General features: G+C 73.7%; 23 protein-coding genes and 1 pseudogene. 14 read left to right on the top strand and 10 right to left on the bottom strand.

What is annotated here, in order from left to right; all coding sequences use genetic code 11:
• Positions 1–774 carry a protocatechuate 3,4-dioxygenase subunit beta gene (pcaH, locus tag ACZ619_RS01810; RefSeq protein ID WP_469592928.1) on the bottom strand — a complete coding sequence of 258 codons (774 nt, stop codon included), beginning with the start codon at positions 772–774 and terminating at the stop codon, positions 1–3.
• 324 nt (positions 775–1,098) lie between these two features.
• Between pcaH and ACZ619_RS01805 the strand changes: the two genes are divergently transcribed.
• Complete coding sequence (locus ACZ619_RS01805; RefSeq protein WP_469592926.1) at positions 1,099–1,563, top strand: MarR family winged helix-turn-helix transcriptional regulator; 465 nt, start codon at positions 1,099–1,101, stop codon at positions 1,561–1,563.
• A 36-nt stretch (positions 1,564–1,599) separates the two neighbouring features.
• Here the strand turns inward: ACZ619_RS01805 and ACZ619_RS01800 are convergent, their stop codons facing one another.
• Both ACZ619_RS01800 and ACZ619_RS01795 read right to left on the bottom strand, forming a co-directional pair.
• On the bottom strand, positions 1,600–2,583 hold the full coding sequence (locus ACZ619_RS01800; protein ID WP_469592924.1) for a DUF3048 domain-containing protein: 984 nt from the start codon (positions 2,581–2,583) through the stop codon (positions 1,600–1,602).
• Between the two features lie 137 nt (positions 2,584–2,720).
• On the bottom strand, positions 2,721–3,785 hold the full coding sequence (locus tag ACZ619_RS01795; protein ID WP_469592922.1) for an ATP-dependent DNA ligase: 1,065 nt from the start codon (positions 3,783–3,785) through the stop codon (positions 2,721–2,723).
• A gap of 113 nt (positions 3,786–3,898) precedes the next feature.
• On the opposite strand from ACZ619_RS01795, the gene ligD reads away from it, so the two are divergent.
• Entirely contained in the window at positions 3,899–4,918 is a 1,020-nt protein-coding gene (ligD, locus tag ACZ619_RS01790; protein ID WP_469592920.1) for a non-homologous end-joining DNA ligase, read from the top strand.
• A 134-nt stretch (positions 4,919–5,052) separates the two neighbouring features.
• Complete coding sequence (locus ACZ619_RS01785) at positions 5,053–6,081, top strand: LacI family DNA-binding transcriptional regulator (protein ID WP_469592918.1); 1,029 nt, start codon at positions 5,053–5,055, stop codon at positions 6,079–6,081.
• Positions 6,082–6,316: 235 nt separating this feature from the next.
• On the opposite strand, the gene ACZ619_RS01780 is transcribed toward ACZ619_RS01785, so the two are convergent.
• The gene (locus tag ACZ619_RS01780) at positions 6,317–7,105 is read right to left on the bottom strand and encodes a VOC family protein (protein ID WP_469592916.1); all 789 of its coding nucleotides are present in this window, start codon (positions 7,103–7,105) and stop codon (positions 6,317–6,319) included.
• A 258-nt stretch (positions 7,106–7,363) separates the two neighbouring features.
• Between ACZ619_RS01780 and ACZ619_RS01775 the strand changes: the two genes are divergently transcribed.
• Positions 7,364–7,618 (top strand): WhiB family transcriptional regulator, encoded by a 255-nt coding sequence (locus tag ACZ619_RS01775; RefSeq protein WP_469593262.1) that lies wholly within the window; start codon positions 7,364–7,366, stop codon positions 7,616–7,618.
• A gap of 1 nt (position 7,619) precedes the next feature.
• On the opposite strand, the gene ACZ619_RS01770 is transcribed toward ACZ619_RS01775, so the two are convergent.
• A complete protein-coding gene (locus ACZ619_RS01770; RefSeq protein ID WP_469592914.1) occupies positions 7,620–8,837 on the bottom strand; it encodes an alpha/beta hydrolase family protein in 1,218 nt (405 codons plus the stop codon).
• 142 nt (positions 8,838–8,979) lie between these two features.
• On the opposite strand from ACZ619_RS01770, the gene ACZ619_RS01765 reads away from it, so the two are divergent.
• On the top strand, positions 8,980–9,591 hold the full coding sequence (locus tag ACZ619_RS01765; protein WP_469592912.1) for a hypothetical protein: 612 nt from the start codon (positions 8,980–8,982) through the stop codon (positions 9,589–9,591).
• Between the two features lie 57 nt (positions 9,592–9,648).
• On the opposite strand, the gene ACZ619_RS01760 is transcribed toward ACZ619_RS01765, so the two are convergent.
• The 4 genes from ACZ619_RS01760 to ssgD all read right to left on the bottom strand — a co-directional run bounded on the left by ACZ619_RS01760 (position 9,649) and on the right by ssgD (position 14,053).
• Positions 9,649–10,620 carry an acyl-ACP desaturase gene (locus ACZ619_RS01760; protein ID WP_469592910.1) on the bottom strand — a complete coding sequence of 324 codons (972 nt, stop codon included), beginning with the start codon at positions 10,618–10,620 and terminating at the stop codon, positions 9,649–9,651.
• Positions 10,621–10,847: 227 nt separating this feature from the next.
• Entirely contained in the window at positions 10,848–11,624 is a 777-nt protein-coding gene (ddaH, locus tag ACZ619_RS01755; RefSeq protein WP_469592908.1) for a dimethylargininase, read from the bottom strand.
• Between the two features lie 98 nt (positions 11,625–11,722).
• Positions 11,723–13,360: an ABC-F family ATP-binding cassette domain-containing protein gene (locus ACZ619_RS01750; protein ID WP_469592906.1), complete on the bottom strand. Its 1,638-nt coding sequence runs from the start codon at positions 13,358–13,360 to the stop codon at positions 11,723–11,725.
• 276 nt (positions 13,361–13,636) lie between these two features.
• A complete protein-coding gene (gene ssgD / locus ACZ619_RS01745; protein WP_469592905.1) occupies positions 13,637–14,053 on the bottom strand; it encodes a spore wall synthesis regulator SsgD in 417 nt (138 codons plus the stop codon).
• Between the two features lie 187 nt (positions 14,054–14,240).
• Between ssgD and ACZ619_RS01740 the strand changes: the two are divergent.
• The 3 genes and pseudogenes from ACZ619_RS01740 to mmpA all read left to right on the top strand — a co-directional run.
• Positions 14,241–14,462, top strand: a pseudogene (locus ACZ619_RS01740) (plasmid stabilization protein); the annotation flags it as partial.
• Positions 14,463–14,558: 96 nt separating this feature from the next.
• Positions 14,559–15,251, top strand: a complete 693-nt coding sequence (locus tag ACZ619_RS01735; protein ID WP_469592903.1) for an endonuclease V — start codon at positions 14,559–14,561, stop codon at positions 15,249–15,251.
• A 113-nt stretch (positions 15,252–15,364) separates the two neighbouring features.
• On the top strand, positions 15,365–15,511 hold the full coding sequence (mmpA, locus tag ACZ619_RS01730) for a morphogenic membrane protein MmpA (protein ID WP_469592901.1): 147 nt from the start codon (positions 15,365–15,367) through the stop codon (positions 15,509–15,511).
• 146 nt (positions 15,512–15,657) lie between these two features.
• Here mmpA and ACZ619_RS01725 read toward each other — a convergent pair whose 3' ends face one another.
• The gene (locus ACZ619_RS01725; protein ID WP_469592899.1) at positions 15,658–16,836 is read right to left on the bottom strand and encodes a saccharopine dehydrogenase family protein; all 1,179 of its coding nucleotides are present in this window, start codon (positions 16,834–16,836) and stop codon (positions 15,658–15,660) included.
• Positions 16,837–17,026: 190 nt separating this feature from the next.
• Here ACZ619_RS01725 and ACZ619_RS01720 point away from each other — a divergent pair, with 190 nt between their 5' ends.
• The 6 genes from ACZ619_RS01720 (at position 17,027) to ACZ619_RS01695 (ending at position 25,623) form a co-directional block, all read left to right on the top strand.
• Complete coding sequence (locus tag ACZ619_RS01720; protein ID WP_469592897.1) at positions 17,027–18,178, top strand: CaiB/BaiF CoA transferase family protein; 1,152 nt, start codon at positions 17,027–17,029, stop codon at positions 18,176–18,178.
• Positions 18,178–19,191, top strand: coding sequence for an LLM class F420-dependent oxidoreductase (locus ACZ619_RS01715; RefSeq protein WP_469592895.1), 1,014 nt, complete (start codon positions 18,178–18,180; stop codon positions 19,189–19,191). The genes ACZ619_RS01720 and ACZ619_RS01715 overlap by 1 nt, the downstream gene beginning before the upstream one ends.
• Positions 19,192–19,230: 39 nt before the next feature.
• A complete protein-coding gene (locus ACZ619_RS01710) occupies positions 19,231–20,445 on the top strand; it encodes an acetyl-CoA C-acetyltransferase (protein WP_469592893.1) in 1,215 nt (404 codons plus the stop codon).
• Positions 20,446–20,485: 40 nt separating this feature from the next.
• Positions 20,486–22,681 (top strand): 3-hydroxyacyl-CoA dehydrogenase NAD-binding domain-containing protein, encoded by a 2,196-nt coding sequence (locus ACZ619_RS01705; protein ID WP_469592891.1) that lies wholly within the window; start codon positions 20,486–20,488, stop codon positions 22,679–22,681.
• Positions 22,682–23,197: 516 nt separating this feature from the next.
• Positions 23,198–24,820 carry a thiamine pyrophosphate-binding protein gene (locus tag ACZ619_RS01700; RefSeq protein WP_469592889.1) on the top strand — a complete coding sequence of 541 codons (1,623 nt, stop codon included), beginning with the start codon at positions 23,198–23,200 and terminating at the stop codon, positions 24,818–24,820.
• A 62-nt stretch (positions 24,821–24,882) separates the two neighbouring features.
• Positions 24,883–25,623, top strand: a complete 741-nt coding sequence (locus ACZ619_RS01695) for an IclR family transcriptional regulator (RefSeq protein ID WP_469592887.1) — start codon at positions 24,883–24,885, stop codon at positions 25,621–25,623.
• Positions 25,624–25,629 lie beyond the last annotated feature (6 nt).

Below are 25,629 nucleotides of genomic sequence, written 5' to 3'. Positions count from 1 at the left end.
TCAGCGTCCTTCTTCGATCCAGGTGGCGTTCGGTCCGTCCAGCACGATGTCCCAGTGGTAGCCCATCGAGAACTCGGGCACGGACAGGCTGTGGTCGTAGGTCGCGACCAGCCGCTGCCGCGCCGCGTCGTCCGTCACCGACTGGATGATCGGGTCGTACGGGAACAGCGGGTCGCTCGGGAAGTACATCTGCGTCACCAGCCGCTGCGTGAACGCCGAGCCGAACATCGAGAAGTGGATGTGGGCGGGCCGCCAGGCGTTGACGTGGTTGCGCCAGGGGTAGGGGCCGGGCTGGACGGTGGTGAAGCGGTAGCCGCCGTCCGCGTCGGTGATCGTACGGCCGACACCGGTGAAGTTCGGGTCCAGCGGGGCGTCGTGCTGCTCGCGCTGGTGGGCGTAGCGGCCCGCCGAGTTGGCCTGCCAGATCTCGACCAGCTGGCCCCGCACGGGCCGTCCGTCGCGGTCCAGCAGCCGCCCGGAGACGGTGATCCGCTCCCCGACGGGCTCACCGGTGTGCTGCCGGGTCAGGTCGTTGTCTATCCCGGTGATGTCCCGCTCCCCGAACGCGGGGGAGTGCAGCTCCACCAGCTCCGGGTCCTTGCTGGTGTCGATGGCGACCAGCGGCTGCCTGGGGTGCCGGAGCACGGACGACCGGTAGGGCGCGTAGTCACGTCGGGGCTGGTTCTCGACCGGAGCGCCCTCCGCGACCCGCTTCTCGTAGGCGGCGTGCTCGGTGGCGATCTCGAGGTCGATGTCGGCTTGGGTGAGTGTCATGAGGAGTCCTAGGTGAAGTGCGAACGAGACGGCTGGCGTCCGAGGAGCAGCGCGAGCCCTTGTCCGACGCCGATGCGGAGGGTGGCCGCACCGGTACCGCCTCCCGGGACGTGGTGACCACCCTGTCCATCCGCGAAGCCCACTCTCTTCCAGTCGATCGGGAAATTAGTCAGGGCACTGAGCATTTCCGCGAGATGTCCTTCACGCTGCCACTGGTGTCGCCACCCGTCAAGACCTGGGGTGATGGCATATGGGTGTACAGACAGGAAGAGCGGCTGCGGGTATCGTTCAGTGCACCAACGAATTCGGACCATGGGAGGGCATATGGCCGCGGTGGACCTCACCACCCACCCCGGGCACCTGGCCCGGCGGCTCCAGCAGGCCCACTACCTGCTGTGGAACACGATGGTCTCGGAGGAGACCACCTCGCCGCAGTTCGCCGTCCTGAACGCGCTCGTCGCCGAGCCGGGGCTGGACCAGCGGACCGTGGGGGAGCGGGTGGGGCTGGACCGGTCGACCATCGCGGAGGTCATCAGCCGGCTCGGCCGGCGCGGGCTGCTCGACAAGGTGCGCGACCCGCAGGACGGCCGCCGGTCCCTGCTGCGCCTCACCGACGACGGGGTGCGCACCCACCGCAAGCTCTCGGTGCGCACCGCGCGGATGAACCAGGTCTTCCTGGCCCCGCTCTCGGCCGGGGAACAGGTCCAGTTCTTCGAGCTGATCCGCCGGGTCGCGGACGCGGCGGAGGGGCTGCGCAACCCCGCGGAGCCGCTGGTTCCGCAGGGCTAGGCGCGGCCGGGCCGCACACCGGGACGCGGCCCGTGGTCAACGCGACTCGGCGTTCACGAGGACCACCCACACCTGCCCGTCGGCGAAGGCCAGCGGACCGCCGTCCGCACCGGTGAACGTCGTACCGCCCGAGGCGTCCGCGCGCGCCCAGCGGGCCTCGAACGACCGCCCGTCGCGCAGCACTTCGGCCTCCCCCGACCCGACGGTCTCGGTGTAGGGCGTGTGGTTGCCCAGCACGTCGTGGTACTGGGAGGTGCGCACCCGCACGTACTGCACGACCACCGTCGCGGCGGCCAGCCGCCCGCCCGCCGTCGTCACGGCCGGGGTGCCGTCCATGGACACCAGCCAGCGGTGCCGCGCGGCGGACCACGTGAAGGCGAAGCGGGCCGTCGGGTACCGCACGGCGCGCGAGGCGGTCACCGTGCCCCCGGCCGGGGCCGGCCCGTGGCGGAAGCCCGTGGTGAGCGCCGACCCGCCGGGTGCCGCGCCCATCAGCGCGGCGGGGCGGAGGTACAGGTTGTGCGGGGCCGGCCTGGAGCTGCCCCGGAAGTAGGCGCCGGGCGCCCCGTCGGGCGTCCTGGGCCGCAGCGGTGCCCGGTCGATCAGCGGGAGCAGCTTGTGCTGGGCCCCGGAGAAGGCGAGCGTCGGCCGGTCGAACTGGCGCAGCAGCTCCAGGTCCGACTCGCGGGCGCTGCGGACCGGGCCGATCACCTCGGGCAGCTCGGTCGCGTACACCGCCATCAGCCGGCTGAGGCCGCCCTCCACCTGCTCCGCGTACACCACGTCCGCCGAGTCCAGGCCGGTCTGGGGGCGGGCCGCGGCCACGTTGTCGATCTTCACGGCCAGTACGGAGCCGGTCGCCGCGCCGGTCCCGCCGCCCGGTGTCGCGGTGCCGGCCGGTGCGCGGCCGTCGTCGGAGCCGGCGGGCCGGGTGCAGCCGGCGGTCAGGGAGGCCGTCGCGGTGGCCGCCAGCAGCGCCGCCGTCAGCACGGTCCGGCGCGTCGGCGCCTCGTGTCGCATGCCCACCGTTGCCACCCCGTTCGTCCCCTCGATCGTCCGCTCATCGGTTCATCGGTGGCCATACCCGGCCGAACCCTGTCCCGCGCGCCGAAGAGGCCGATCGGGTGCACGGCGCGCCCCGGGGGAGGGGACGCGGGTCACGAACCCAGGATCTCCGTGAGGTCGTAGCGCACGGGCTCCTCCAGTTGGGCGTAGGTGCAGCTGCGCGGGGTGCGGTCCGGGCGCCAGCGGCGGAAGCGGGCCGTGTGGCGGAAACGCGCCCCGTTCTCCATGTGGTCGTACGCCACCTCGGCGACCCGCTCCGGCCGCAGCGGCACCCAGGACAGGTCCTTCTTGCCGGACCAGCGGCTCGGCGCGCCGGGCAGCCGGGCCGACGCGTGGGCGGCCTCCTCGGTCCAGGCCGCCCACGGATGCCCGGAGGCGTCGTCCATCCGCAGCGGCTCCAGCTCCCCGATCAGCTCGGCCCGCCGCTTCATCGGGAACGCGGCGGACACGCCCACGTGCTGGAGGGCGCCCCGGTCGTCGTAGAGGCCGAGGAGCAGCGAGCCGACCACCGGGCCGCTCTTGTGGAGACGGTAGCCGGCCACCACGACGTCGGCGGTCCGCTCGTGCTTGACCTTGAACATGGCGCGCTCGTCCTGGCGGTAGCGCAGGGTGAGGGGTTTGGCGACGACCCCGTCGAGGCCGGCGCCCTCGTACTGCTCGAACCACCGCCGGGCCACCTCGACGTCGGTCGTCGCCGGTGCCAGGTGCACCGGCGGGGCCGCGTCGGCGAGCGCCGCGGTGAGCAGGGCGCGGCGGTCGGTCAGCGGGAGGTCCAGGAGCGACTCGTCGGCCAGCGCCAGCAGGTCGAAGGCGACGAAGGAGGCGGGGGTCCGCTCGGCCAGTGTGCGCACCCGGGAGTCGGCCGGATGGATCCGCTCGGTCAGCGCGTCGAAGTCCAGCCGTCCCGCGCGCGCGATCACGATCTCCCCGTCCAGCACGCACCGTTCGGGCAGCCGCTCCCGCAGCGCCGCCACCAGCTCGGGGAAGTACCGGGTCAGCGGTTTTCCGGTGCGGCTGCCCAGCTCCACCTCGTCCCCGTCCCGGAAGACGATCGCGCGGAAGCCGTCCCACTTCGCCTCGTACTGCATGTCCGGCGGGATGCCCGCCACCGACTTGGCGAGCATCGGCTTCACGGGCGGCATCACCGGCAGATCCATGGTCCGACTCTACGAGCGCACCCGCGCACCCGCGCGTCGCCCGGTCCCCGCCCCGGTTGCGGCCGCCGGCGGGCCGATATGCGCGGTGGGGGCGGTACGCCTACCGTGGCCGCATGGGCAACGCGGTGGAACTGGAGGTGGCCGGCCGGACCGTACGGCTGTCCAGCCCGGACAAGGTCTTCTTCCCCGAGCGCGGTTTCACCAAGCTGGACGTCGCCCGCTACTACGCGGCCGTGGCCCCCGGCATCCTGCGTGCCCTGCGCGACCGCCCCACCACCCTCCAGCGGTACCCGGACGGCGTCGAGGGCGAGTGGTTCTACCAGAAGCGGGCGCCCAAGGGCATGCCCGACTGGATCCCCACCGCCCACATCACCTTCCCCAGCGGCCGCACGGCCGACGAGATGTGCCCCACGGAGGAGGCCGCCGTGGTGTGGGCCGCCCAGTACGGCACCCTCACCTTCCACCCCTGGCCGGTGCGCCGCGCCGACGTCGACAGCCCGGACGAACTCCGTATCGACCTCGACCCGCAGCCCGGCACCGATTTCGACGACGCGGTCCGCGCCGCCCACGAACTGCGCGCGGTCCTCCACGAGTTCGGCGGACTGCGCGGCTGGCCCAAGACCTCCGGCGGCCGGGGGCTGCACGTCTTCGTGCCCATCGAACCGCGCTGGACGTTCACCCAGGTCCGGCGCGCGGCCATCGCCGTAGGGCGCGAGTTGGAGCGCCGGATGCCGGACCGGGTGACGATCAAGTGGTGGAAGGAGGAGCGCGGCGAGCGCATCTTCGTCGACTACAACCAGACCGCGCGCGACCGCACCATCGCCTCCGCCTACTCCGTGCGCCCCCGCCCCGGCGCGCCCGTCTCCGCCCCGCTGCGCTGGGAGGAGGTCGACCACGTCCGCCCGGCGGACTTCGACCTCGTCACCATGCCGGCCCGCTTCGCCGAACTCGGCGACGTGCACGCCGACATGGACGACCACGCCTACTCCCTCGACACGCTCCTCGAACTGGCCCGCCGCGACGAGCACGAGCACGGCCTGGGCGATCTGCCGTATCCGCCGGAGTACCCGAAGATGCCGGGCGAGCCCAAGCGCGTCCAGCCGAGCCGGGCCAGGCCGGAACAGCCCTCCTGACGGCGGGAGTCCGGCGCCGCACCGGGGAGCGCCACGGCTCCCGGCCGGCCCCGGCCGGACCGGCGGGAGCGCTCTCACCACCCGGTACGCCCAGGGCTATGCTGATCGCCAGCCGCCGACGAGGAGGGCCGAGGGTGTCCGAGGCAGGGGCGCGCCCCACACTGGAGGCCGTGGCCGCGCGGGCCGGGGTGTCCCGGGCCACCGCGTCACGGGTCGTCAACGGCGGGGACGGGGTGCGCGAGCCCCTGGTCGAGCGGGTCCGGCAGGCGGTCGAGGAACTCGGCTACGTGCCCAACCAGGCCGCCCGCAGCCTCGTCACCAAACGTCACGACGCCGTCGCCGTCGTCATCGCCGAGCCCGAGACCAGGATCTTCACCGACCCCTTCTTCGCCCTCCAGCTGCGCGGCATCAGCAAGGAGCTGACCGCCCACGACAACCAGCTGGTGCTGCTGCTCACCGAGGGGCGGGACGACCACGTACGGGTCGCCCGCTACCTCGCCGGCGGCCATGTGGACGGCGCCCTCGTCTTCTCGCTCCACCTCGACGACCCGCTGCCCGGCCTGATCGAGGGCGCCGGGATCCCCACCGTGTTCGGCGGGCGGCCCGGCTGGAGCGACGGCTCGGACAGCGCCGTCTACGTCGACTGCGACAACCGGGGCGGCGCCCGCGACGCCGTACGCCATCTCGTGGGCCTCGGCCGCGGGCGGATCGCGCACATCACCGGGCCGCTGGACCAGACCTCGGCGGCCGACCGCCTCCAGGGCTACCGGGACGTCATGGGGGAGGGGGATCCGCGGCTGGTCGTCGCCAGCGACTTCACACCGGGCGGCGGCGAGCGGGCCATGGCCGAACTCCTGGACCGCTGCCCGGACGTGGACGCCGTGTTCGCCGCCAACGACCTCACCGCGCTCGGTGCCCTGCGTGTGCTGCGCGAGCGCGGCCGACGGGTCCCCGAGGACGTGGCGGTGATCGGCTTCGACGACGTGCTGCCCGTCACCGAGCAGACCGAGCCGGCGCTGACGACGGTCCGTCAGGACATCGAGGAGATCGGCCGGCTGATGGCCCGCCTGCTGCTGCGCACCCTGACCCGCGGCAAGTCCCCGGCGGGCGCGCCGTCCAGCGTCGTCCTGCCCACGACCCTGGTCCGACGCGCCACCGCCTAGACGCCACGGCCCGGCCACCCTCGCCCGACCACCGTTGCCCCGACGTCTTCGCCCGGACGTCCTCGCCCGGCCACCGTCGCCCCGGCGTCCTCGTCTGGACGCCACGGCCCGGCCACCCTCGCCCGACCACCGTTGCCCCGACGTCTTCGCCCGGACGTCCTCGCCCGGCCACCGTCGCCCGGACGTCCTGGCTCAGACGTCCTCGCCCGGACGTCCTCGCCGGGCCGGTGACGGGTCAGTTCTGTGGCTCGCCCTTGATCACCGCGAAGCGGGCGCCGTAGGGGTCGGCCAGTTTGGCCATGCGGCCCACGCCCTCCAGGGTGGTGGCCGGCATCCGCACCCGGCCGCCGGTCTGCTGGGTCTTCTCCACCACCGCGTCCACGTCCTCGACCTCGAAGTACGGCAGCCAGTAGGCGCCGGCCTGCGCCTCGGCCGGGTCCTCGTTCAGCGGGACCACCCCGCCGAACACCGACTCGTCCGCGCCCTCCGCCGGGTTGAGGCTGGTGTAGGTGCCGCCGGGGAACGGCACCCCGGAGGTCTCCAGGCCGAGGACCCTGTTGTAGAAGGCGGCCGCCGCCGCGATGTCCGGGGTGTACAGCTCGACCCAGCACAGCGACCCCGGGTCGCCCGCCACGTCCACGCCCTTGATCCGCGCGGGCTGCCAGAGCCCGAAGGGCACGCCCGCCTGGTCGGCGAGGACCGCCATGCGGCCCTGGCCCAGCACGTCCATCGGCCGGACCAGGACACTGCCGTGCGCCTGCTCGGCGGCCTTGGCCGTGGCCTGCGCGTCCTCGCTGCGGAAGTAGACGGTCCAGGACGGCGGGCCCTGCTCCGGCGTGGTCTGCATCCCGCCGGCGACGGTCCGGCCGTCCAGCTGGAAGAACCCGTAGCCGCCGGCGTCCGGCCCCGCCGACTGGAGCCGCCAGCCGAACAGACCGTTGTAGAAGGAGACGGCGCCGTCGATCTCGGGGGTGCCGAGGTCGATCCAGTTGGGAGCACCGTTGACGAAACGGGTGGTGAGCATCTTCGCCCTCCTCGGAAGGGTCCCGTTCTGTGGTCTGCCGAGTCTTCCACCGCCCGCGGGCGACCGCCGCCGGACCACGCCCGTCCGCCCCGGTCACCGAGGGTCACCCGGCACATCCGCCGGGTTTCCGATCCGTTCCGCGCGCCGCCGTGCACAGGCCCGCCGCGCGGGCGCATCATCGAGACCGCAGAGGTGTGCCGGCGCCGCGTTGAGCGGGCGTTGAGCGAACGTTTTTCGCCGCGCGGCACGATCCTGGCCATGTACTTCGACACCATCACCCCGCCCCGCACGACTGTCCCGGCGTGGCAGGCGCAGGCGCTGTGCGCGCAGACCGGGGCGGACTTCTTCTTCCCCGAGCCCGGCAGCTCGGTGCGCGAGGCGAAGCGCATCTGCGGGATGTGCGAGATGCGTCCGGCCTGCCTGGAGTACGCGCTCGACAACGACGAACGGTTCGGCGTCTGGGGCGGCCTGTCCGAGAAGGAACGCCTGGAGCTGCGGCGCGCGTCCCGCTGAGTCACGGCACCGCCGCCAGCCGGTCGTCCAGCCAGTCGAAGACGCGCTGCTCGAACAGGGCCCGGCCCATCGGCTCGCAGTGGCCGTGCGCGCCCTCCGCCTCGGTGAAGCGGACCAGGTGCTTGGGACCGGGGAGCGCGTTGTACAGCTCGTGCGAGGCGCCCGGCCAGAAGTGCTCGCCGTCCGGGTCGGTGATCAGCAGCGGGGTGGTGATCCGCCCGACGACCGGCGTGACGTCGTACGCGCGCACCTCGGTGAGCAGGTCGAACGGTGAGCCGACGCCGTACGGCTTGGCCCGCCACCGCCACATCGCGGCCAGTGCCGGGTCCGCGCCGAGCGCCCGGCCCATGACGTCGTCGAAGGCGGCCCGGTCGCCGGACTCCCACAGGGCCCGCAGGTCCGGGCCGAGCCGGTGCCACCAGCTGTCCACGACCCGGACGACGCCCGGGTCCGCGACGGCGGCGGCGATCCGGTGCTCGAAGGCCAGCGCCCGCGGCACCCAGTAGCCGGCCTGGCTGACGCCGGCCAGCACGATCCGCCGTCCGTCGACCTCGGGACGGGCCCGGAGGAAGTCCACGACCGGGGTGATCACATGCTCCCAGTCCGGCCGGAACGTCGTCCCGCGTTCGAACAGCATGGACTGCTGGCCCGGCCCGTCGAAGAGCAGCACACGGTAGCCGCGGGCCGCGGCGGGCGCGCCGAGCAGGGTCCACAGGGCGCTGACCGGGCCGTCGCTGCCGTTGTTGGCGATCAGCGTGGGCAGCGGGCCGCCGGCGTCGGAGGAACCGGCGGGGGCGACCAGGTGTCCCGGGAGGGTGCCGCCCTCGTACGGGATCGCCACCCGGCGCGCCGGCGGGTCCCAGGCGTCCAGGAAGCGGTCGAGGCACTCCCGGTGCCGTGCGAACCCCTCGCGCAGCCGCGCCCCGGGGTCCGCGCACGCGTCCACGGTCACCAGCGCGGTGCCGTAGTACCCGGCGGCCCGCAGCCAGGCGTCCCGCGCGCTGGCCCTGCGGCCGGCGGCGGCGCACCGCTCGGCCACCGCGCGGACCCGCTCCGCGAGCCCGGCCCAGGCCGTGAACCAGGCCGCCCCGTCGCCGTCCGCCGCCTCGGCCGCGACGGCCAGGACCTCGCCCGCGTCGGCCCCCTGCCGCCAGGCCGAACCCAGGGCGAGCCGGATCTCGTAGTCGAACTGCTCGTTCTCGCTGAAGCGGTGGGTCATGGCGGCTCCCGGCACCCTCGTGGCGCGCCTTTCCCACGCTAGGAGGCCCGGGACCGCGCCGCACACCGGACGGCGTGCGAGCCGGACGCGAGCGCGCCAGGCTGGAGGAGCGGGACGGTGCCGGCACGAGAGGGGAGACCTCATGGGACACACGCGGCAGGGGCCGCCGGTGACGAGCACCCCGGTGAGGAGGACCGCCGGCGCCGGGAACGTCTTCTTCTCCTTCGCCCCGTGGATCATCTTCGGGGTCGTGGCCAGCCCCAGCACCTGGGAGTACGCGGCCCTGGCCGCGCTGATCGCGGCGGTCGCGCTCTCCGGCAAGGACATGGTCCGGGGCCGCTTCTACCTGCTCGACATGGTCGGCATCGTGTTCTTCGCCGTGCTCTGCGTCCTCGCGCTCGCCCTGGACCGCCACGAGCTGATCTGGCTGGAGACGTACGCCCAGGTCGTCTCCAACGCCGTCGTGGCCGTGGTGGCGCTCGGCTCGCTGCTCGCCGACCCCTTCACCGCCCAGTACGCCCGCCAGTCGGTGCCGCGGGAGTTCTGGGACTCGCCGGTCTTCCGGCACGTCAACACGGTGCTGACCGCGGCCTGGGGCGTGGTCTTCGCGCTGATGGCCGTCTCCACCTGGCTGGCGATCCGGGTCCCGGCGGGCAGCGACTGGTTCAACTGGATCGTCCCCATCGCCCTGCTGGTCTGGGCGGTGCGCTTCACCGAGCGCTACCCGGAGCAGTACAAGCAGCGGGCGGGGTGAGAACACCCCGCCCGCTGTCTGTCGTTCCGTCGTTCCGCCGGTGGCCGTCCCTGGGCGTCAGACGCCGCGCGCCGCCATCCGCGCCTTGCGCGCGGCCAGCTTGGCGTCGAACTTGAGGGCCTCCGCGTCCAGCCCGCCCATGAACAGGCCGAGTTCCTCCTGCGCCTGCAGGCCCTCCGGGCCGAGACCGTCGATCTCCAGGACCTTCAGGTGGCGCAGCACCGGCTGGAGCACGTCGTCGTGGTGGATGCGCATGTTGTAGACCTCGCCGATGGCCATCTGTGCGGCCGCGCGCTCGAAGCCGGGGATGCCGTGGCCGGGCATCCGGAAGTTCACGACGACGTCCCGGACGGCCTGCATGGTCAGGTCGGGGGCGAGTTCGAACGCGGCCTTCAGGAGGTTGCGGTAGAAGACCATGTGCAGGTTCTCGTCGGTCGCGATGCGGGCCAGCATGCGGTCGCAGACCGGGTCGCCGGACTGGTGGCCGGTGTTGCGGTGCGAGATGCGGGTCGCGAGCTCCTGGAAGGCCACGTAGGCGACCGAGTGCAGCATCGAGTGCCGGTTGTCGGACTCGAAGCCCTCGCTCATGTGCGACATCCGGAAAGCCTCCAGCTTGTCCGGGTCGACCGCGCGCGAGGCGAGCAGGTAGTCGCGCATCACGATGCCGTGCCGGCCCTCCTCGGCGGTCCAGCGGTGCACCCAGGTGCCCCAGGCGCCGTCCCGGCCGAACAGCGAGGCGATCTCGTGGTGGTAGCTGGGCAGGTTGTCCTCGGTGAGGAGGTTGACCACCAGGGCGATCCGGCCGATCTCGGTGACCTTGGACTGCTCCTTCTCCCAGGCCTGGCCGTCCTCGAAGAGGCCGGGGAAGTTACGGGCGTCGCTCCACGGCACGTACTCGTGCGGCATCCAGTCCTTGGCGACCTTCAGATGGCGGTTCAGCTCCTTCTCGACCACTTCCTCCAGGGCGTACAGCAGCCGGGCATCCGTCCAGGCGGACGAGCTGCCGAGGTGGGGAGAAGTGATCGTCACGAGAACTCCAGGGGGACGCCGAACACGAGCGAATGTACGGGAGAGAACCGGCGAGCGGTGCCGGGAACCTACGTGATCGTAGGCTACGAATCCGTAGGTTACGAAGCCGTAGGTTAAGCGCGCTGTAAAGACTGCTGATCAGCCCGGTTCCCAGGGAGAATCAGGACATGCCAAAGTGCCCCGGGACCCGCAGGTCCCGGGGCCGAAGCGGTGAGTCGATCACCCGGTCAGGCGTACAGCTCCCGCAGCCGCACCGAGAGGCACGTCACACATCCCTCGAGTTTCTCGAACTCCGAGATGTCCACGGTGACCACCTCGTGGCCGAGGTCGGTCAGCAGCTCCGCGGTCTTCGGGGCGCTCGCCGACATCAGCAGCCCGCTGCCGCCGAGCAGCACCACATGGGCGCCCGCGTCCTCCGGGACCGACAGGAAACCGGGGAAGAGGGAGGGCCGGTCCACGTTCGGGATGTGCCCGAGGACCGTCCCGTCGGGCAGCGCCGTGACCGCCGACTTCAGGTGCAGCACCTTGCTCACCGGCACCGCGACCACGCGCGCGCCCAGCGGCTCGAACGCCGCCCGCAGCTGCTGCACCCCGGCCGCGTTGGTACGCCCGCCGCGGCCCACGTAGATGGTGTCGCCGACCTTCAGGACGTCACCGCCGTCCAGGGTGCCCGGATCCCAGATCCAGTTCACCGAGCAGCCGAGGCGGGCCACCGCCTCCTCGACGCCGGCGGTCTCCGCGCGCCGGGACTCGGCGCCGGGCCGGGTGATCAGCGCGACGTTCTTGTACATGACGACCGCGTCCTCGACGAAGACCGAGTCCGGGCAGTCGTCCTCCGGGTCGACCTCGACGGTGTCCCAGCCGTGCGCGCGCAGCGCCTCCGCGTACGCCTCCCACTGCTCCAGGGCGAGCTCGACGTCGACCTTCTCCCGCTCGACGTGCGTCACCAGGCCTTCGGCGAGGCGCGGGCTGGGGCGGCGGATGAGGGCCTTCTTGCTGGGCACGTCGGGTCTCCGGGTTCGGGGATGCGGTCCGGCGTCCTTCGTGTGGCCGCCGGACCGCCATCATGCAGCGCGGACCGGTGCGGACAAAACCCCTGACATCAGGCTGTGCCCTCCCCGAGACGCGCCATCTCCTCCACCGTGATGTCCCGCAGCTCCCCGTCGGCCATCGCCAGCCGGCGCGTGATGCCGATCGACTCCAGGAACGGCAGGTCGTGACTGGCCACGAGCAGGGCGCCCTCGTACGACTCCAGGGCCGAGGTCAGCTGCCGCACGCTCGCCATGTCCAGGTTGTTCGTCGGCTCGTCCAGCATCAGCAGCTGCGGGGCGGGGTCGGCCAGCAGCAGCGCGGCGAGCGCGGCCCGGAATCGCTCGCCGCCGGAGAGCGTGGCCGCCTTCTGGTCGGCGCGGGCGCCCCGGAACAGGAAGCGGGCCAGCCGCGCCCGGATCCGGTTGTTGGTGGCGCCCGGCGCGAACCGGGCCACGTTCTCGGCGACGCTCAGCTCACCGTCGAGCACGTCCAGCCGCTGCGGCAGGAAGCGCGTCGGCACATGCGTACGCGCCTCGCCCGCGACCGGCGCCAGCTCCCCGGCGATCGTCCGCAGCAGCGTCGTCTTGCCCGCGCCGTTGCGTCCGATCAGCGCGATCCGCTCCGGCCCGCGCAGCTCCAGGATGCCCTTCACCCGTGAGCCGTGGGCCAGCTCCAGGTTCTCCAGGGTGAGCACGTTCCGGCCCGGCGGCACGGCCGTGTACGGCAGTTCGACGCGGATCTCGGCGTCGTCCCGCACCGCCTCCACGGCCTCGTCGAGCCGTTCCCTGGCCTCGGCGAGCCGCTCCTCGTGCAGGATGCGGTGCTTGCCCGCGGACTCCTGGGCCGCGCGCCGGCGCGCCCCCATGACGATCTTCGGCTCGCGCTTCTGCTCGAACATCTTCTGCCCGTACCGCTTGCGGCGGGCCAGTTTGACCTGGGCGTCGGTCAGTTCGCGTTTCTGCTTGCGGACATCGGCCTCGGCGACCCGCACCATCCGCTCGGCCGCCTCCTGTTCGACGGCCAGAGCCTGCTCGTACGCCGAGAAGTTGCCGCCGTACCAGGTGACCTCGCCGGCCCGCAGGTCGGCGATCTGGTCGACCAGGTCGAGGAGTTCGCGGTCGTGACTGACCACGATCAGCACGCCGGGCCAGGACTCGACGGCCGAGTACAGCCGCCTGCGGGCGTACAGGTCGAGGTTGTTGGTGGGCTCGTCGAGCAGCAGCACGTCCGGCCGCCGCAGGAGCAGCGCGGCCAGCCGCAGCAGCACCGACTCGCCGCCGGAGACCTCGCCGACGGTGCGGTCGAGGCCGATGCGGCCGAGCCCGAGTTCGCCGAGGGTGGCCAGGGCGCGTTCCTCCACGTCCCAGTCGTCGCCGACGGTCTCGAAGTGCTCCTCGGACGCGTCGCCCGCCTCGATGGCGTGCAGCGCGGCCCGGCGGGCGGCGATGCCGAGCGCCTCGTCGACGCGCAGCGCGGTGTCCAGGGTGACGTTCTGCGGGAGGCAGCCGACCTCACCGGCCACCTTCACGGTCCCTTCGGACGGGGTGAGTTCACCGGCGACGATCTTCAACAGGGTTGATTTCCCCGAGCCGTTGACGCCGACCAGGCCGGTGCGGCCGGGGCCGAAGGCGAGGTCGAGGCCGTCGAAGACGGGGGTGCCGTCGGGCCAGGCGAAGGACAGGGAGGTACAGCTGACGGATGCGGACATGGGGCGCCTCGCGGTTGCTTGCGGTGTCGGATGGCAAACGCGTGTCGAGACACCGCGGGACAGCGGCCGGGGGCCAGGAGGGACACCTGTGCCGGAGGACGGCTCGCACGCCGAGGTCGAACGCCACGAAGACACACCTCACGGGTGTGACGCGGTGTCTCGGAACCTCAGACGAGCAACGTCCTTCTCCAATCGACGGCAACAGGACGTGGAACACGGTACGAGCGTGTCCGGAGAGGCGTCAACGCAATTACGGGCGGGCCCGGGGGAGCGGGCTCAGCAGGCGTCCCGCATCAGCTCGGCGAGGTCGTGGTCGAGGTCCAGCTGGAGGTGTTCGAGGCCGCTGGGCACCAGATCGCCGGTCGCCTCCAGGAACCGGCGTATCTCACCGGTGCGCACATGGACGACGGCGGTGCCCTCGGGCGCGTGGAACTCCAGCACGGTCCGGTCGTAGCCGTACGGCCGCACCCGGACGTCCCCGGTGCCCTCCGGGGCGTGCAGTCCGGCCGCGAGCAGCTCGCGGGAGAACGTCCAGCAGACGTCGACGCCCTCCAGGGTGGCCGGGGCCGGGAAGGTCATGCGGACGGCGAAGGGGTCCTCGCGGTCGTAGCGCAGGGTGGCGGGAATGCTCGGCATGCGCGGCGACGCGGCGACCAGGCGGGCCTCTACGGGCTGCTCGATGACGGTGGACAAGGCCTTGCTCCCTCGTGACGGCTGGACGGCTTCCGGGCGGATGAGGCCTGGCAATGGTGGAGACGACGGAAACGGCTGATCCGTGCACATGAGACGCGAGTGACCTCTGTCACCGGGGTCATTCACACCTTCGCCTTACCCGCCCCGGGACGGCCGGGCCGTCTGGACGGCGCCGGGACGATGGGCCGTCAACAAGGAACGCGCCCGCTCCGGCGAGTCGAAGACCGCCGGCCGTGCGTCGCTCCAGGACATGTCGTCCGGCAGGCGGGGCGGCAAGCGGTCGCACGGCGGCGCCCGGGGCCCGACCTACGACCAGCTCTACGAGGAGGCCAGGCAGCGCGGCGTCAAGGGCCGTTCGGACATGGACAAGGCCCAGCTCCAACGCGCCCTGGACGCCAGGGAGAGCTGACCCGCCACGCCACGCGCGCGTGCGGGCCGGGCGCCGCTCCCGTGCCGCGCCCCGTCGCCGCACGCGCGCGTGGCGCGCCGTACCCTCGTGGGCACCATGACGACGACCGTACGCGTACCCGCGGGCTGGCCCGCGACCGAGGAAGCGGCGCTGGCCGTGCAGGACGGGCTGCGGGGGCGGGTGGTCCTCGGCGAGCCGGGGCCGGCCCCCGGCACCGGACGGGTCACCGGGGTCGACGTGGCCTACGACGACGAGCGCGACCTGGTCGCCGCCGCGGCCGTGGTCCTGGACGCGGCGACCCTGGAGGTCGTCGCCGAGGCCACCGCCGTCGGCCGGGTCTCCTTCCCGTACGTGCCGGGCCTGCTCGCCTTCCGCGAGATCCCCACCGTCCGGGCCGCGCTGGACGCCCTGCCCTGCCCGCCGGGCCTGGTCGTCTGCGACGGCTACGGCCTCGCCCACCCGCGCCGCTTCGGCCTCGCCAGCCATCTGGGCGTCCTCACCGGCCTGCCCACCATCGGCGTCGCCAAGAACCCCTTCACCTTCGCCCACGACGACCCGGACACCCCGCGCGGCAGCCACGCGCCGCTCCTCGCCGGCACCGAGGAGGTCGGCCGCGCCCTGCGCACGCGGGACGCCGTCAAGCCGGTCTTCGTCTCCGTCGGCCACCGGGTCAGCCTGGACAACGCCTGTGCCCACACGCTCGCGCTCACCCCGGAGTACCGCCTGCCGGAGACCACCCGCCGCGCGGACGCCCTCTGCCGCAGGGCGCTCCGCGAAGCCCAGGCCTGAGCAGCGGCTCCGAGCAGCGGCTCCGAGCGACGGCTCCGAGCGACGGTTCTGAGTAGCGGTTCTGAGTATGCGTACGGATGTGCGGGCCCCGGGCCGGCGGCAGGCTGGACCGCATGACGACACACCGTGCGCCCCGCCCCGCCGCCGAACCCGCCCCGCCCGTCGAGCGCGCCGTGACCGCGGCGCTGGTCCTCGCCGCGGTGGCGGGGCTCGCCTGGATCGTGGGGATGCTCTACACCGTGCTGGAATGGCAGTCCTGACGCCGCCCACCGCCTCGCGTGGCACGGCGGCCCGGGCCTGACCCGGTGACCCGGCGCTCCGGGCCCGCCCCCAGCCGTCCGGGCCCGCCCCCAGCCGTTCGGGCCGCCTCCAGCCGTTCGGGCCCGACGTGGCGGCCAGGGCCCGGTCAGAAGGTCGCGGCCACCCGGAACCCGATGCCCGCCGCGCGCAGCCGTCCGGTCAGCGTGTCGCCCATCGCCTGGGCGGTGGTCACCTGGCCGGCGGTCGGCGGCAGGTCGTCGAAGGCGAGCGACAGGGCGGCCTCGGCGAACATCTTCGCCGTCTCGCCGTAACCGGGGTCGCCGCCCGAGACCTCGGTGAACACGCGCCGCCCGCCGCCCTCGCCGACGAACCGCACCGTGAACCAGCTGCGGGCCCGCTTCTCCGCGCTCGGACCGTCCCCCGGCCTGAGCCGGTCCGACAGCCAGCGCCGGGCGGGCGGCAGCTGGGCCGCCGCGGTGACCGCGCCGACCGCCGCGAGCCCGCCGAGGGCGACCGGCAGATGCCGGACGGCCGCGTAGTGCCGGTAGCGGAAGTCGGGGCCGTAGCGGTCCAGCGCCCGGGCCGAACGGCACACGATCCGGGCGTCGATGGTGGGCAGCGGCAGCGCCCAGGCGCCGACCTCGGACGCGAACCGCGGTGCGCCCACCGGGGCGCTCGCCCGGCGTCCCAGCAGCCGGGGCTCGTGCCGGGCCCGGTCCCGCGCGGCGGCGGCCAGCTGCCGGGGGCGTGCGAACTGGTCGAGCGCGGAGGCGAAGGTGCCGCCGGAGAAGCTCGCGTCGGCGGTCACGAAGCCGTCCACGGTCAGCGGCACGCCCTCCGGCAGCCGGCCGACCGTGAAGTGGACGCCCAGGTCGTGCGGGACCGAGTCGAAGCCGCACGCGTGCACCAGGCGGGCGCCGGTCTCACGCGCGCGTGCGTCGTGCCGGACGTACATCAGGTCCACGAACTCGGGCTCGCCGCACAGGTCCAGGTAGTCCGTGCCGGTGTCCGCGCAGGCCTCGACCAGGTCCTCGCCGTACCGGCCGTACGGGCCGACCGTGGAGGCCACCACGCGCGCGTGCCCGGCGAGGGCGCGGACCGTGGCCGGCTCCGCGACGTCGGCGCGCAGCACCCCGGCCGCCGCGCCGCCAGGCAGCCGCTCGCGCAGCGCCTCCAGCCTGCGCTCGTCCCGTCCCGCGAGCGCCCAGCGCAGACCCTCGGGGGCGTGCGCGGCGAGGTACTCGGCGGTGAGCGTGCCGACGAAGCCGGTGGCCCCGAAGAGCACGACGTCGTAGGGACGGTCCGTCGTCTTCATCCTGCTCATGACACCTCTCGGTCGTGCAACCCGTGCCGTTGTCGGTGGCCGAGGCTAGCGTGAAGGGTGCGTACGCACCCCCACCGGGTATCTTGACTAAGCGCTTGCTCTCCACTGGTCCACCGGCCCTTGTGTCCGGTGGGACGTGTTCCTAACATCGTCGGTGTTACATCAGTTGTGTCACATGACTGGGGGCGGCATGACCACGGCAGGGACGCCAGGACACGGCCCGCTCTCCGGCGTGCGCGTGGTGGAGCTGGCCGGCATCGGACCGGGCCCGTTCGCGGCCATGCTCCTCGCCGACCTGGGCGCCGACGTGGTCCGTGTCGACCGGCCCGGCGGCCCGGGCCTCGCGATCGACCCGGCCCACGACGTCACCAACCGCAACAAGCGCTCGGTGCTCGTCGACCTCAAGTCCCCGGACGGCCCCGCGCGCGTCCTCGACCTCGCCGGGCGCGCCGACATCCTGATCGAGGGCTACCGCCCGGGCGTCGCCGAGCGCCTCGGCGTCGGCCCCGAGGACTGCCGCGCCCGCAACCCCCGTCTGGTCTACGGCCGGATGACCGGCTGGGGCCAGGAGGGCCCGCTCGCGCACCGCGCGGGCCACGACATCGCCTACATCGCCCTCACCGGCACCCTCGGCATGATCGGCCGCCCCGACGGACCCCCGGCCGTCCCCGCCAACCTCCTCGGCGACTACGCGGGCGGCTCCCTCTACCTCGTCGTCGGCGTCCTGGCCGCGCTCCACCACGCGCGCGCGAGCGGCACCGGCCAGGTCGTCGACGCGGCCATCGTGGACGGCACCGCCCACCTCGGCGCGATGATCCACGGCATGCTCGCCGCCGGCGGCTGGCAGGACCGGCGCGGCGCCAACCTGCTGGACGGCGGCTGCCCCTACTACGGCACCTACGAGACCGCCGACGGCGGGCACATGGCCGTCGGCGCCCTGGAACCGCAGTTCTACGCCGAGTTCCTGCGGCTGCTCGGCGGCCTCGACGACCTGGCCGGCGCCCGCAAGGACTGGACCCGCTGGGACGAACTGCGCGAGCGGGTCGCCGCCCGCTTCAAGTCCCGCACCCGGGACGAGTGGACGACCGTCTTCGAGGGCTCCGACGCCTGCGTGGCGCCCGTGCTCTCGCTCCGCGAGGCCCCGCACCACCCCCACCTGGCGGCCCGCGGCACCTTCACCGACCACGGCGGCATCACCCAGCCGGCCCCCGCCCCGCGCTTCTCCGCCACCCCCGCCGCCGTCCGCACCGCCCCCGCCCGGCCGGGCGCGGACACCGCAGGCGTGGCCCGCGACTGGGACGTACCCGCACTCCTCGACGACCACGACAAGGACGGCACCTGATGGAGCTCTCGACCTTCCTCGACTACGCGGGCGACCCGCGCGCGGCCGCGGACCGGGCGGCCGCGCTGGAGTCGGCGGGCCTGGACGCGGTCTGGGTCGCGGAGGCCTACGGCTTCGACTCGCCCACGATCATGGGCTACCTCGCCGCCCGTACCGAGCGGATGCGGATCGGCTCCGCGATCCTCAACGTCTACTCCCGCACCCCCGCCCTCATCGCCCAGACGGCCGCGGGGCTGGACGCCGTCTCCGGCGGCCGCGCGATCATCGGGCTCGGCGCCTCCGGGCCGCAGGTGGTCGAGGGCTGGCACGGCAAGGCCTACGACAGGCCCCTCGGCCGTACCCGCGAGACGATCGAGCTGACCCGGCGCATCCTGCGCCGCGAGGTCATCGACCACCACGGCATCACCGACATGCCCCGCCCCGGCGGCCTCGGCAAGCCCCTGAAGATCCTCAGCAGGCCGGTCCGCCCCGAGGTCCCGCTGTACGTGGCCTCCCTCGGCCCCGCCAACGTCCGGATGACCGCGGAGATCGCCGACGGCTGGCTGCCGACCCTCTTCGTCCCCGAGAAGGCCCACCAGGTCTGGGGCACCTCCCTGGCGGAGGGCGCCGCCCGCCGCGACCCGGCCCTCGGACCGCTCCAGGTCGTCGCCGGCGGCCCGCTGGCCATCGGCGCGGACGCGGCCGCCGCCCGCGACCTGGTCCGTCCCCGGATCGCCCTGTACGTCGGCGGCATGGGCGCGCCCGGCAAGAACTTCTACAACGACCTCGCCGTCGCCTACGGCTACGAGAAGGAGGCCCGGCTCATCCAGGAGCTGTACCTCGCCGGCCGCAAGAAGGAGGCCGAGGCGGCCGTACCGGACGAGTTCTGCGAGCTCATATCCCTGTGCGGCCCCGAGGGCTACGTCCGCGACCGCATCGCCGCGTACCGCGAGGCGGGCGTGACCATGCTCGACATCAGCCCCGTCGGCCCGGACCCGGCCCGCCTGGTCGAGACCGTCAAGAACTGGCTCTGACCCCCACCGCGCAGCAAACCCTCGTTGAAAGGCTTGTCAGTGAGCACCGAAGCGTACGTGTACGACGCGATCCGCACCCCGCGCGGCCGCGGCAAGGCGAACGGCGCCCTGCACGGCACGAAGCCCATCGACCTGGTCGTCGGACTCATCCACGAGATCCGGCGCCGCTTCCCGGACCTCGACCCGGCCGCGATCGACGACATCGTGCTCGGTGTCGTCGGCCCGGTCGGCGACCAGGGCTCCGACATCGCGCGGATCGCCGCGATCGCCGCCGGACTGCCCGACACGGTGGCCGGCGTCCAGGAGAACCGCTTCTGCGCCTCCGGCCTGGAAGCCGTCAACATGGCCGCCGCCAAGGTCCGTTCCGGCTTCGAGGACCTCGTCCTCGCCGGTGGCGTCGAGTCGATGTCCCGGGTGCCGATGGCCTCGGACGGCGGCGCCTGGTTCAACGACCCGATGACCAACCTGGCCGTCAACTTCGTGCCGCAGGGCATCGGCGCCGACCTCATCGCCACCATCGAGGGCTTCTCCCGGCGTGACGTCGACGAGTACGCGGCGCTCTCCCAGGAGCGGGCGGCGACCGCCTGGAAGGAAGGCCGCTTCGACCGCTCCGTGGTCCCCGTGAAGGACCGCGCGGGCCTCACCGTCCTCGACCACGACGAGCACCCGCGCCCCGGCACCACCGCCGACTCCCTCGCCAAGTTGAAGCCCTCCTTCGCCGACATCGGCGAGCTGGGCGGCTTCGACGCGGTCGCCCTCCAGAAGTACCACTGGGTCGAGAAGATCGACCACGTCCACCACGCGGGCAACTCCTCCGGCATCGTCGACGGCGCCTCCCTGGTCGCCATCGGCTCGAAGGAGATCGGCGAGCGCTACGGCCTCACCCCGCGCGCGCGGATCGTCTCGGCCGCCGTCTCCGGCTCCGAGCCCACCATCATGCTCACCGGCCCCGCCCCCGCCACCCGCAAGGCCCTCGCCAAGGCAGGCCTCACCATCGACGACATCGACCTCGTCGAGATCAACGAGGCGTTCGCCGCGGTCGTGCTCCGCTACGCGCGGGACATGGGCCTGTCCCTGGACAAGGTCAACGTCAACGGCGGCGCCATCGCGCTCGGCCACCCCCTCGGCGCCACCGGCGCGATGATCCTCGGCTCGCTCGTCGACGAACTGGAGCGCCAGGACAAGCGCTACGGCCTCGCCACGCTGTGCGTGGGCGGCGGCATGGGCATCGCCACCATCGTCGAGCGCGTCTGACATCCCCGCGGAACCAAGAGACTTCACGGAGACACGAGCCATGACCGAGAGCACCACCATCCGCTGGGAACAGGACGACACCGGCGTCGTCACCCTCGTCCTCGACGACCCCGACCAGTCCGCCAACACCATGAACGCGGCCTTCGTCGAGTCGATCGCCGCGATCGCCGACCGCCTGGAGGCCGAGAAGGACTCGATCCGCGGGATCGTCCTCACCTCCGCCAAGAAGACCTTCTTCGCCGGCGGTGACCTGCGCGACCTCATCCGGGTCACCCCCGAGACCGCCCAGGACCTCTTCGACGGCGGCCTCGCCATCAAGCGCAACCTGCGCCGCATCGAGACCCTCGGCAAGCCCGTCGTCGCCGCCATCAACGGCGCGGCCCTCGGCGGCGGTTTCGAACTCGCCCTCGCCTGCCACCACCGGGTCGCCCTCGACACCCCCGGCACCAAGATCGGCTGTCCCGAGGTCACCCTCGGCCTGCTCCCGGGCGGCGGCGGGGTCGTCCGCACGGTCCGCCTGCTCGGCATCGCCGACGCCCTGCTGAAGGTTCTCCTCCAGGGCACCCAGTACAACGCCCCGCGCGCGCTGCAGAACGGCCTGATCCACGAGGTCGCCGCCACCCCCGACGAACTGCTGGCCAAGGCCCGCGCGTTCATCGACGCCAACCCGGAGTCCCAGCAGCCCTGGGACAAGCCCGGCTACCGGATCCCCGGCGGCACGCCCGCCAACCCCAGGTTCGCCGCCAACCTGCCCGCCTTCCCGGCCAGCCTGCGCAAGCAGACCAACAACGCCCCCTACCCGGCGCCGAGCCGCATCCTCGCCGCCGCCGTCGAGGGCAGCCAGGTCGACTTCGAGACCGCCCAGGTCATCGAGGCCCGCTACTTCGTGGAGCTGGCCGCAGGGCAGATCTCGAAGAACATGATCCAGGCGTTCTTCTTCGACCTCCAGGCCGTCAACTCCGGCGCCAACCGCCCCAAGGGCGTCGAGCCCCGCAAGGTCACCAGGGTCGCCGTCCTCGGCGCGGGCATGATGGGCGCCGGCATCGCCTACTCGTGCGCCCGCGCGGGCATCGACGTCGTCCTCAAGGACGTCTCGGCCGAGGCGGCCCAGAAGGGCAAGGGCTACTCCGAGAAGCTGTGCGCCAAGGCCGTCGCCAAGGGCCGTACCAGCCAGGAGAAGGCCGACGCGCTGCTCGCCCGCATCACGCCCACCGGCGACCCGCAGGACCTCGCCGGCTGCGACGCCGTCATCGAGGCCGTCTTCGAGGACACCGCCCTCAAGCACAAGGTCTTCCAGGAGATCGAGTCCGTCGTCGCCCCCGACGCGCTGCTCTGCTCCAACACCTCCACGCTGCCCATCACCGCCCTCGCCGAAGGCGTGGAGCGCCAGGCCGACTTCATCGGACTGCACTTCTTCTCGCCCGTCGACAAGATGCCGCTGGTCGAGATCATCAAGGGCGAGCGCACCGGCGACGAGGCCCTCGCCCGCGCCTTCGACCTGGTCCGGCAGATCAACAAGACGCCGATCGTCGTCAACGACGCGCGCGGCTTCTTCACCTCCCGGGTGATCGGCCACTTCATCAACGAGGGTGTCGCCATGGTCGGCGAGGGCATCGAGCCCGCCTCGGTCGAACAGGCCGCCGCCCAGGCCGGTTACCCGGCCAAGGTCCTCTCCCTCATGGACGAACTGACGCTCACCCTGCCCCAGAAGATCCGCCGCGAGTCCCGGCTCGCGGTGGAGGAGGCCGGCGGCACCTGGCAGGCGCACCCGGCCGAGGCCGTCATCGACCGCATGGTCGACGAGTTCGGGCGCCCCGGCCGCAGCGGGGGAGCGGGCTTCTACGACTACGCCGAGGACGGCAGCCGCGCCGCCCTGTGGCCCGGCCTGCGCGAGCACTTCACCGAGCCCGGCCACGAGATCCCGTTCCGGGACATGCAGGAGCGGATGCTCTTCGCCGAGGCGCTCGACACCGTCCGCCTCCTGGAGGAGGGCGTGCTGACCTCGGTCGCCGACGCCAACATCGGCTCGATCCTCGGCATCGGCTTCCCCGGCTGGACCGGCGGTGTGCTCCAGTACGTCAACGGCTACGGCGCCCACGGCGGGGCGGCCGCCGGCCTGCCGGGCTTCGTGGCCCGCGCGCGGGAGCTGGCCGCGACCTACGGCGAGCGGTTCGAGCCGCCCGCGCTGCTGGTCGAGAAGGCGGAGAAGGGGGAGACCTTCACCGACGGCCGCTGAACCCACACACCACCCGGGCCGCTCCGCACCGCCCGGGCCGCTCCGCACCGCCCGGGCCGGTCCGCACCGCCCGGGTCGGGTGGTCGTCCCGGGGTCGGTCCGGGCCGCGTGGGCTGGTCCTGCCGCCCGGGTCGGACGGTCGTGCCGGGGTCGGTCCGTGCCGCGTGGGCCGGTCCGCACGCCCGGGTCGGGTGGTCGTGCCGGGGCCGGTTCGCACCGCCTGGGTTGGTTCGTGTCGCCCGGGTCGGGTGGTCGTGCCGGGGCCGGTTCGCACCGCCTGGGCCGGCTCGTGCCGCCCGGGTCGGACGGTCGTGGCTGGGTCGGTCCGGGCCGCCCGGGTCGGCGGGGCGTGGCTGGGTCGGTCCGGGCCGCCTGGGTCGGCGGGGCGTGGCTGGGTCGGTCCGGGCCGTTGGGGCTGTGTCGCTGAGCGATACGCCGCGCTTGCTCCCGGGGGACACGGAACCGGACGCTGACCGGACCGGTCACCGGTCCCGCGCCCACCCCCAAGGAGCCCCCATGGGATACCGCCCCGCCCTCGCCCTGCTGGAGATCCTGCGCGGCGAGGGCGTGGACCGGGTCTTCGGCAACCCGGGCACGACCGAACTGCCGTTCCTGGCAGCCCTGTCGGAGGCCGCCGACGCCCCCGCGTACGTCCCCGGCGTGCACGAGGGCGCCGTCGTCGCGATGGCCGACGGCTACGCCCGCGGCACCGGCCGCCCCGCCTTCGTCAGCCTGCACATCGCCGCCGGTCTGGCGAACGGCCTGATCGGCCTCCTCAACGCCCGCCGCTCCCGCACCCCGCTGGTGGTCATGGCCGGCCAGCAGGACCGCCGCCACCTCCAGCAGGACCCGATGCTCTCCGGCGACCTGACCGGCCTCGCGCGCCCCGCCGTCAAGGCCGCCCACGACATCCAGCACGCCCGCGACCTCCCGCTGGCCCTGCGCCGCGCCTTCGCCCTCGCCGTACGGCCGCCCGCCGGACCGGTGTTCCTGTCCGTCCCGATGGACCTGCTGGCGGAGGACACCGAGGTCGAGATCCCGGCCCGCACGGCCCCGCCGATCCCCGCGCCGGCGGCCGGACTCGACCGGGCGGCCGCGCTGCTGGCCGCCGCGCACCGGCCCGTGATCGTGGCCGGCGACGGGGTCGGCCGGGAACACGCCCTCGCCGAACTGGTCCGGGTGGCGGAGGCCTGCGGCGCCCCGGTCCACCACCAGCCGATGGCCGACTGCCTCGACTTCCCCACCACCCACCCGCTGTACGCCGGCATGCTCCCGCCGCGCCACGACGTGATCCGCGCGACCCTCGCCGGTCACGACACCGTGCTGATCGCCGGCGCGCACGCCTTCACCCCGCACCACTACAGCCCCGGCCCGGCCCTGCCGCCCGGCCTCACCGTCGTCCAGATCGACTCCGACCCCGACGAGATCGGCCGCAACTTCCCGGCCGACGCCGGCCTCGTCGGCGCCCTGCCCGCCTCCCTGGGCCGGCTGGCCGACCTCCTCGGCGACCGGGTGCCCGGGGCGCGCTCGCGGACCACCGAGTCCGCCGCCCGGCACACCGCCGAGCGCGCGGACACCGACTCCGCCGCCCGCGCCGCCTACTCCGCCGCGCCCCTGGCGCCCTGGGCCGCCGCCCACGCCGTCGCCGCCGGGCTGCCGCCCGACGCCGTGGTGGTCGAGGAGGCCATCACCGTCGGCCTGCTGCTGCGCCGCCTGGTCCGCCTCGACCGCCCCGGCGGCTACACCCACGCCGTCGGCGGCGGCCTCGGCTGGGGCATCGGCGCCGCCGTCGGCCGCGCCCTCGCCGAACCCGCCCGGCCCGTCGTCGCGGTCCTCGGCGACGGCTGCGCCCTCTTCGGCCTCCAGGGCCTGTGGAGCGCCGCCCGCGAGTCGGCACCGGTCCTCTTCGTCGTCCTGGGCAACGGCGTCTACCGCACCCTCCAGGACACCTACGCGTCGATGGGCGGCCGGGGCACCTGCCCGGGCACGGAACTGGGCGAACTGGACTTCACCCGGGCCGCCGCCTTCTTCGGGGTGGCGGCGGTGCGGGCCCGCAGCGCCGAGCACCTGCGCGAACTGGTCGCGGGCGCCGGCCATCTGAGAGCGCCCCTGCTGGTGGACGTGCCCCTGCGCCCGTGAACCCGGAACTCGTCCCGCCGCACACCTTGTCGTCCCGCCCCCACCACGACGACGATCGCTGCATGCCGGACCGCCAGCCCCCGAAGTCCGTACTCGCCCGCGGCACGCTCCTGCTGCGCGTCTGCGGCGAGTCCGAGAGCGCGCTCCCGCTCGCCGAGCTCGCGCAGCGCAGCGGGCTGCCCAAGCCCACCGTGCACCGGCTGGTGGGGGAGCTGGTGCGGCTGGGGCTGGTGGAGCGGACCGCGGAGGGGAGCTACCGGCTGGCCCTCGCGCTCTTCGTGCTGGGGCAGTCGGCGCCCGGCGTGCGGGAGCTGCGGGACGCGGCACTGCCCTACCTCGGCGATCTGCACGAGACGACCCGGGAGAACGTGCACCTGGCCGTGCCGGACGGCGCCGACACCCTGTTCCTGGAGAAGATCACCAGTCGGCGCGCCACCCCGATCGTCTCCCGCAGCGGCGGCCGGCTGCCCGCCCACTGCACCGCCACCGGCAAGGTCTTCCTGGCCCAGGACCCCAGCCCGCCGTTCCGCTCCCTGCCCCGGCTGACCCCGCGCACCCTGGTGCTGCCCGGCCAGCTCGCCCGTGACCTCGCCCTCACCCGGGCCCGCGGCTACGGCGTCAACCTGGAGGAGGCCGAGGTCGGCATCTCGGCCGTCGCGGCGCCGGTGTACGCGCTCGGCCGGGACTCACGCCCGGTCGCCGCGCTCTCCGTCACCGGCGGCACCCGGCGCCTGGACGTGGACCGGGTCGGCGCCTCGGTCTGCGCGGCGGCACGGGCGCTGACCCGAAGGCTCTCGGCCTGAGGCCGC

The organism is Streptomyces sp. NPDC104367 (assembly GCF_055583825.1).
Note: the sequence above shows the minus strand (reverse complement) of the source record. Positions and strands in the feature narration are given on the sequence as shown.

Excerpts from the sequence above, each read along its gene's own strand:
- pcaH (WP_469592928.1), bottom strand. The coding sequence starts at position 774 with ATGACACTCACCCAAGCCGACATCGACCTCGAGATCGCCACCGAGCAC.
- ACZ619_RS01805 (WP_469592926.1), top strand. The coding sequence starts at position 1,099 with ATGGCCGCGGTGGACCTCACCACCCACCCCGGGCACCTGGCCCGGCGG.
- ACZ619_RS01800 (WP_469592924.1), bottom strand. The coding sequence starts at position 2,583 with ATGCGACACGAGGCGCCGACGCGCCGGACCGTGCTGACGGCGGCGCTG.
- ACZ619_RS01795 (WP_469592922.1), bottom strand. The coding sequence starts at position 3,785 with ATGGATCTGCCGGTGATGCCGCCCGTGAAGCCGATGCTCGCCAAGTCG.
- ligD (WP_469592920.1), top strand. The coding sequence starts at position 3,899 with ATGGGCAACGCGGTGGAACTGGAGGTGGCCGGCCGGACCGTACGGCTG.
- ACZ619_RS01780 (WP_469592916.1), bottom strand. The coding sequence starts at position 7,105 with ATGCTCACCACCCGTTTCGTCAACGGTGCTCCCAACTGGATCGACCTC.
- ACZ619_RS01775 (WP_469593262.1), top strand. The coding sequence starts at position 7,364 with ATGTACTTCGACACCATCACCCCGCCCCGCACGACTGTCCCGGCGTGG.
- ACZ619_RS01770 (WP_469592914.1), bottom strand. The coding sequence starts at position 8,837 with ATGACCCACCGCTTCAGCGAGAACGAGCAGTTCGACTACGAGATCCGG.
- ACZ619_RS01765 (WP_469592912.1), top strand. The coding sequence starts at position 8,980 with ATGGGACACACGCGGCAGGGGCCGCCGGTGACGAGCACCCCGGTGAGG.
- ACZ619_RS01750 (WP_469592906.1), bottom strand. The coding sequence starts at position 13,360 with ATGTCCGCATCCGTCAGCTGTACCTCCCTGTCCTTCGCCTGGCCCGAC.
- ACZ619_RS01735 (WP_469592903.1), top strand. The coding sequence starts at position 14,559 with ATGACGACGACCGTACGCGTACCCGCGGGCTGGCCCGCGACCGAGGAA.
- mmpA (WP_469592901.1), top strand. The coding sequence starts at position 15,365 with ATGACGACACACCGTGCGCCCCGCCCCGCCGCCGAACCCGCCCCGCCC.
- ACZ619_RS01725 (WP_469592899.1), bottom strand. The coding sequence starts at position 16,836 with ATGAGCAGGATGAAGACGACGGACCGTCCCTACGACGTCGTGCTCTTC.
- ACZ619_RS01720 (WP_469592897.1), top strand. The coding sequence starts at position 17,027 with ATGACCACGGCAGGGACGCCAGGACACGGCCCGCTCTCCGGCGTGCGC.
- ACZ619_RS01715 (WP_469592895.1), top strand. The coding sequence starts at position 18,178 with ATGGAGCTCTCGACCTTCCTCGACTACGCGGGCGACCCGCGCGCGGCC.
- ACZ619_RS01705 (WP_469592891.1), top strand. The coding sequence starts at position 20,486 with ATGACCGAGAGCACCACCATCCGCTGGGAACAGGACGACACCGGCGTC.
- ACZ619_RS01700 (WP_469592889.1), top strand. The coding sequence starts at position 23,198 with ATGGGATACCGCCCCGCCCTCGCCCTGCTGGAGATCCTGCGCGGCGAG.
- ACZ619_RS01695 (WP_469592887.1), top strand. The coding sequence starts at position 24,883 with ATGCCGGACCGCCAGCCCCCGAAGTCCGTACTCGCCCGCGGCACGCTC.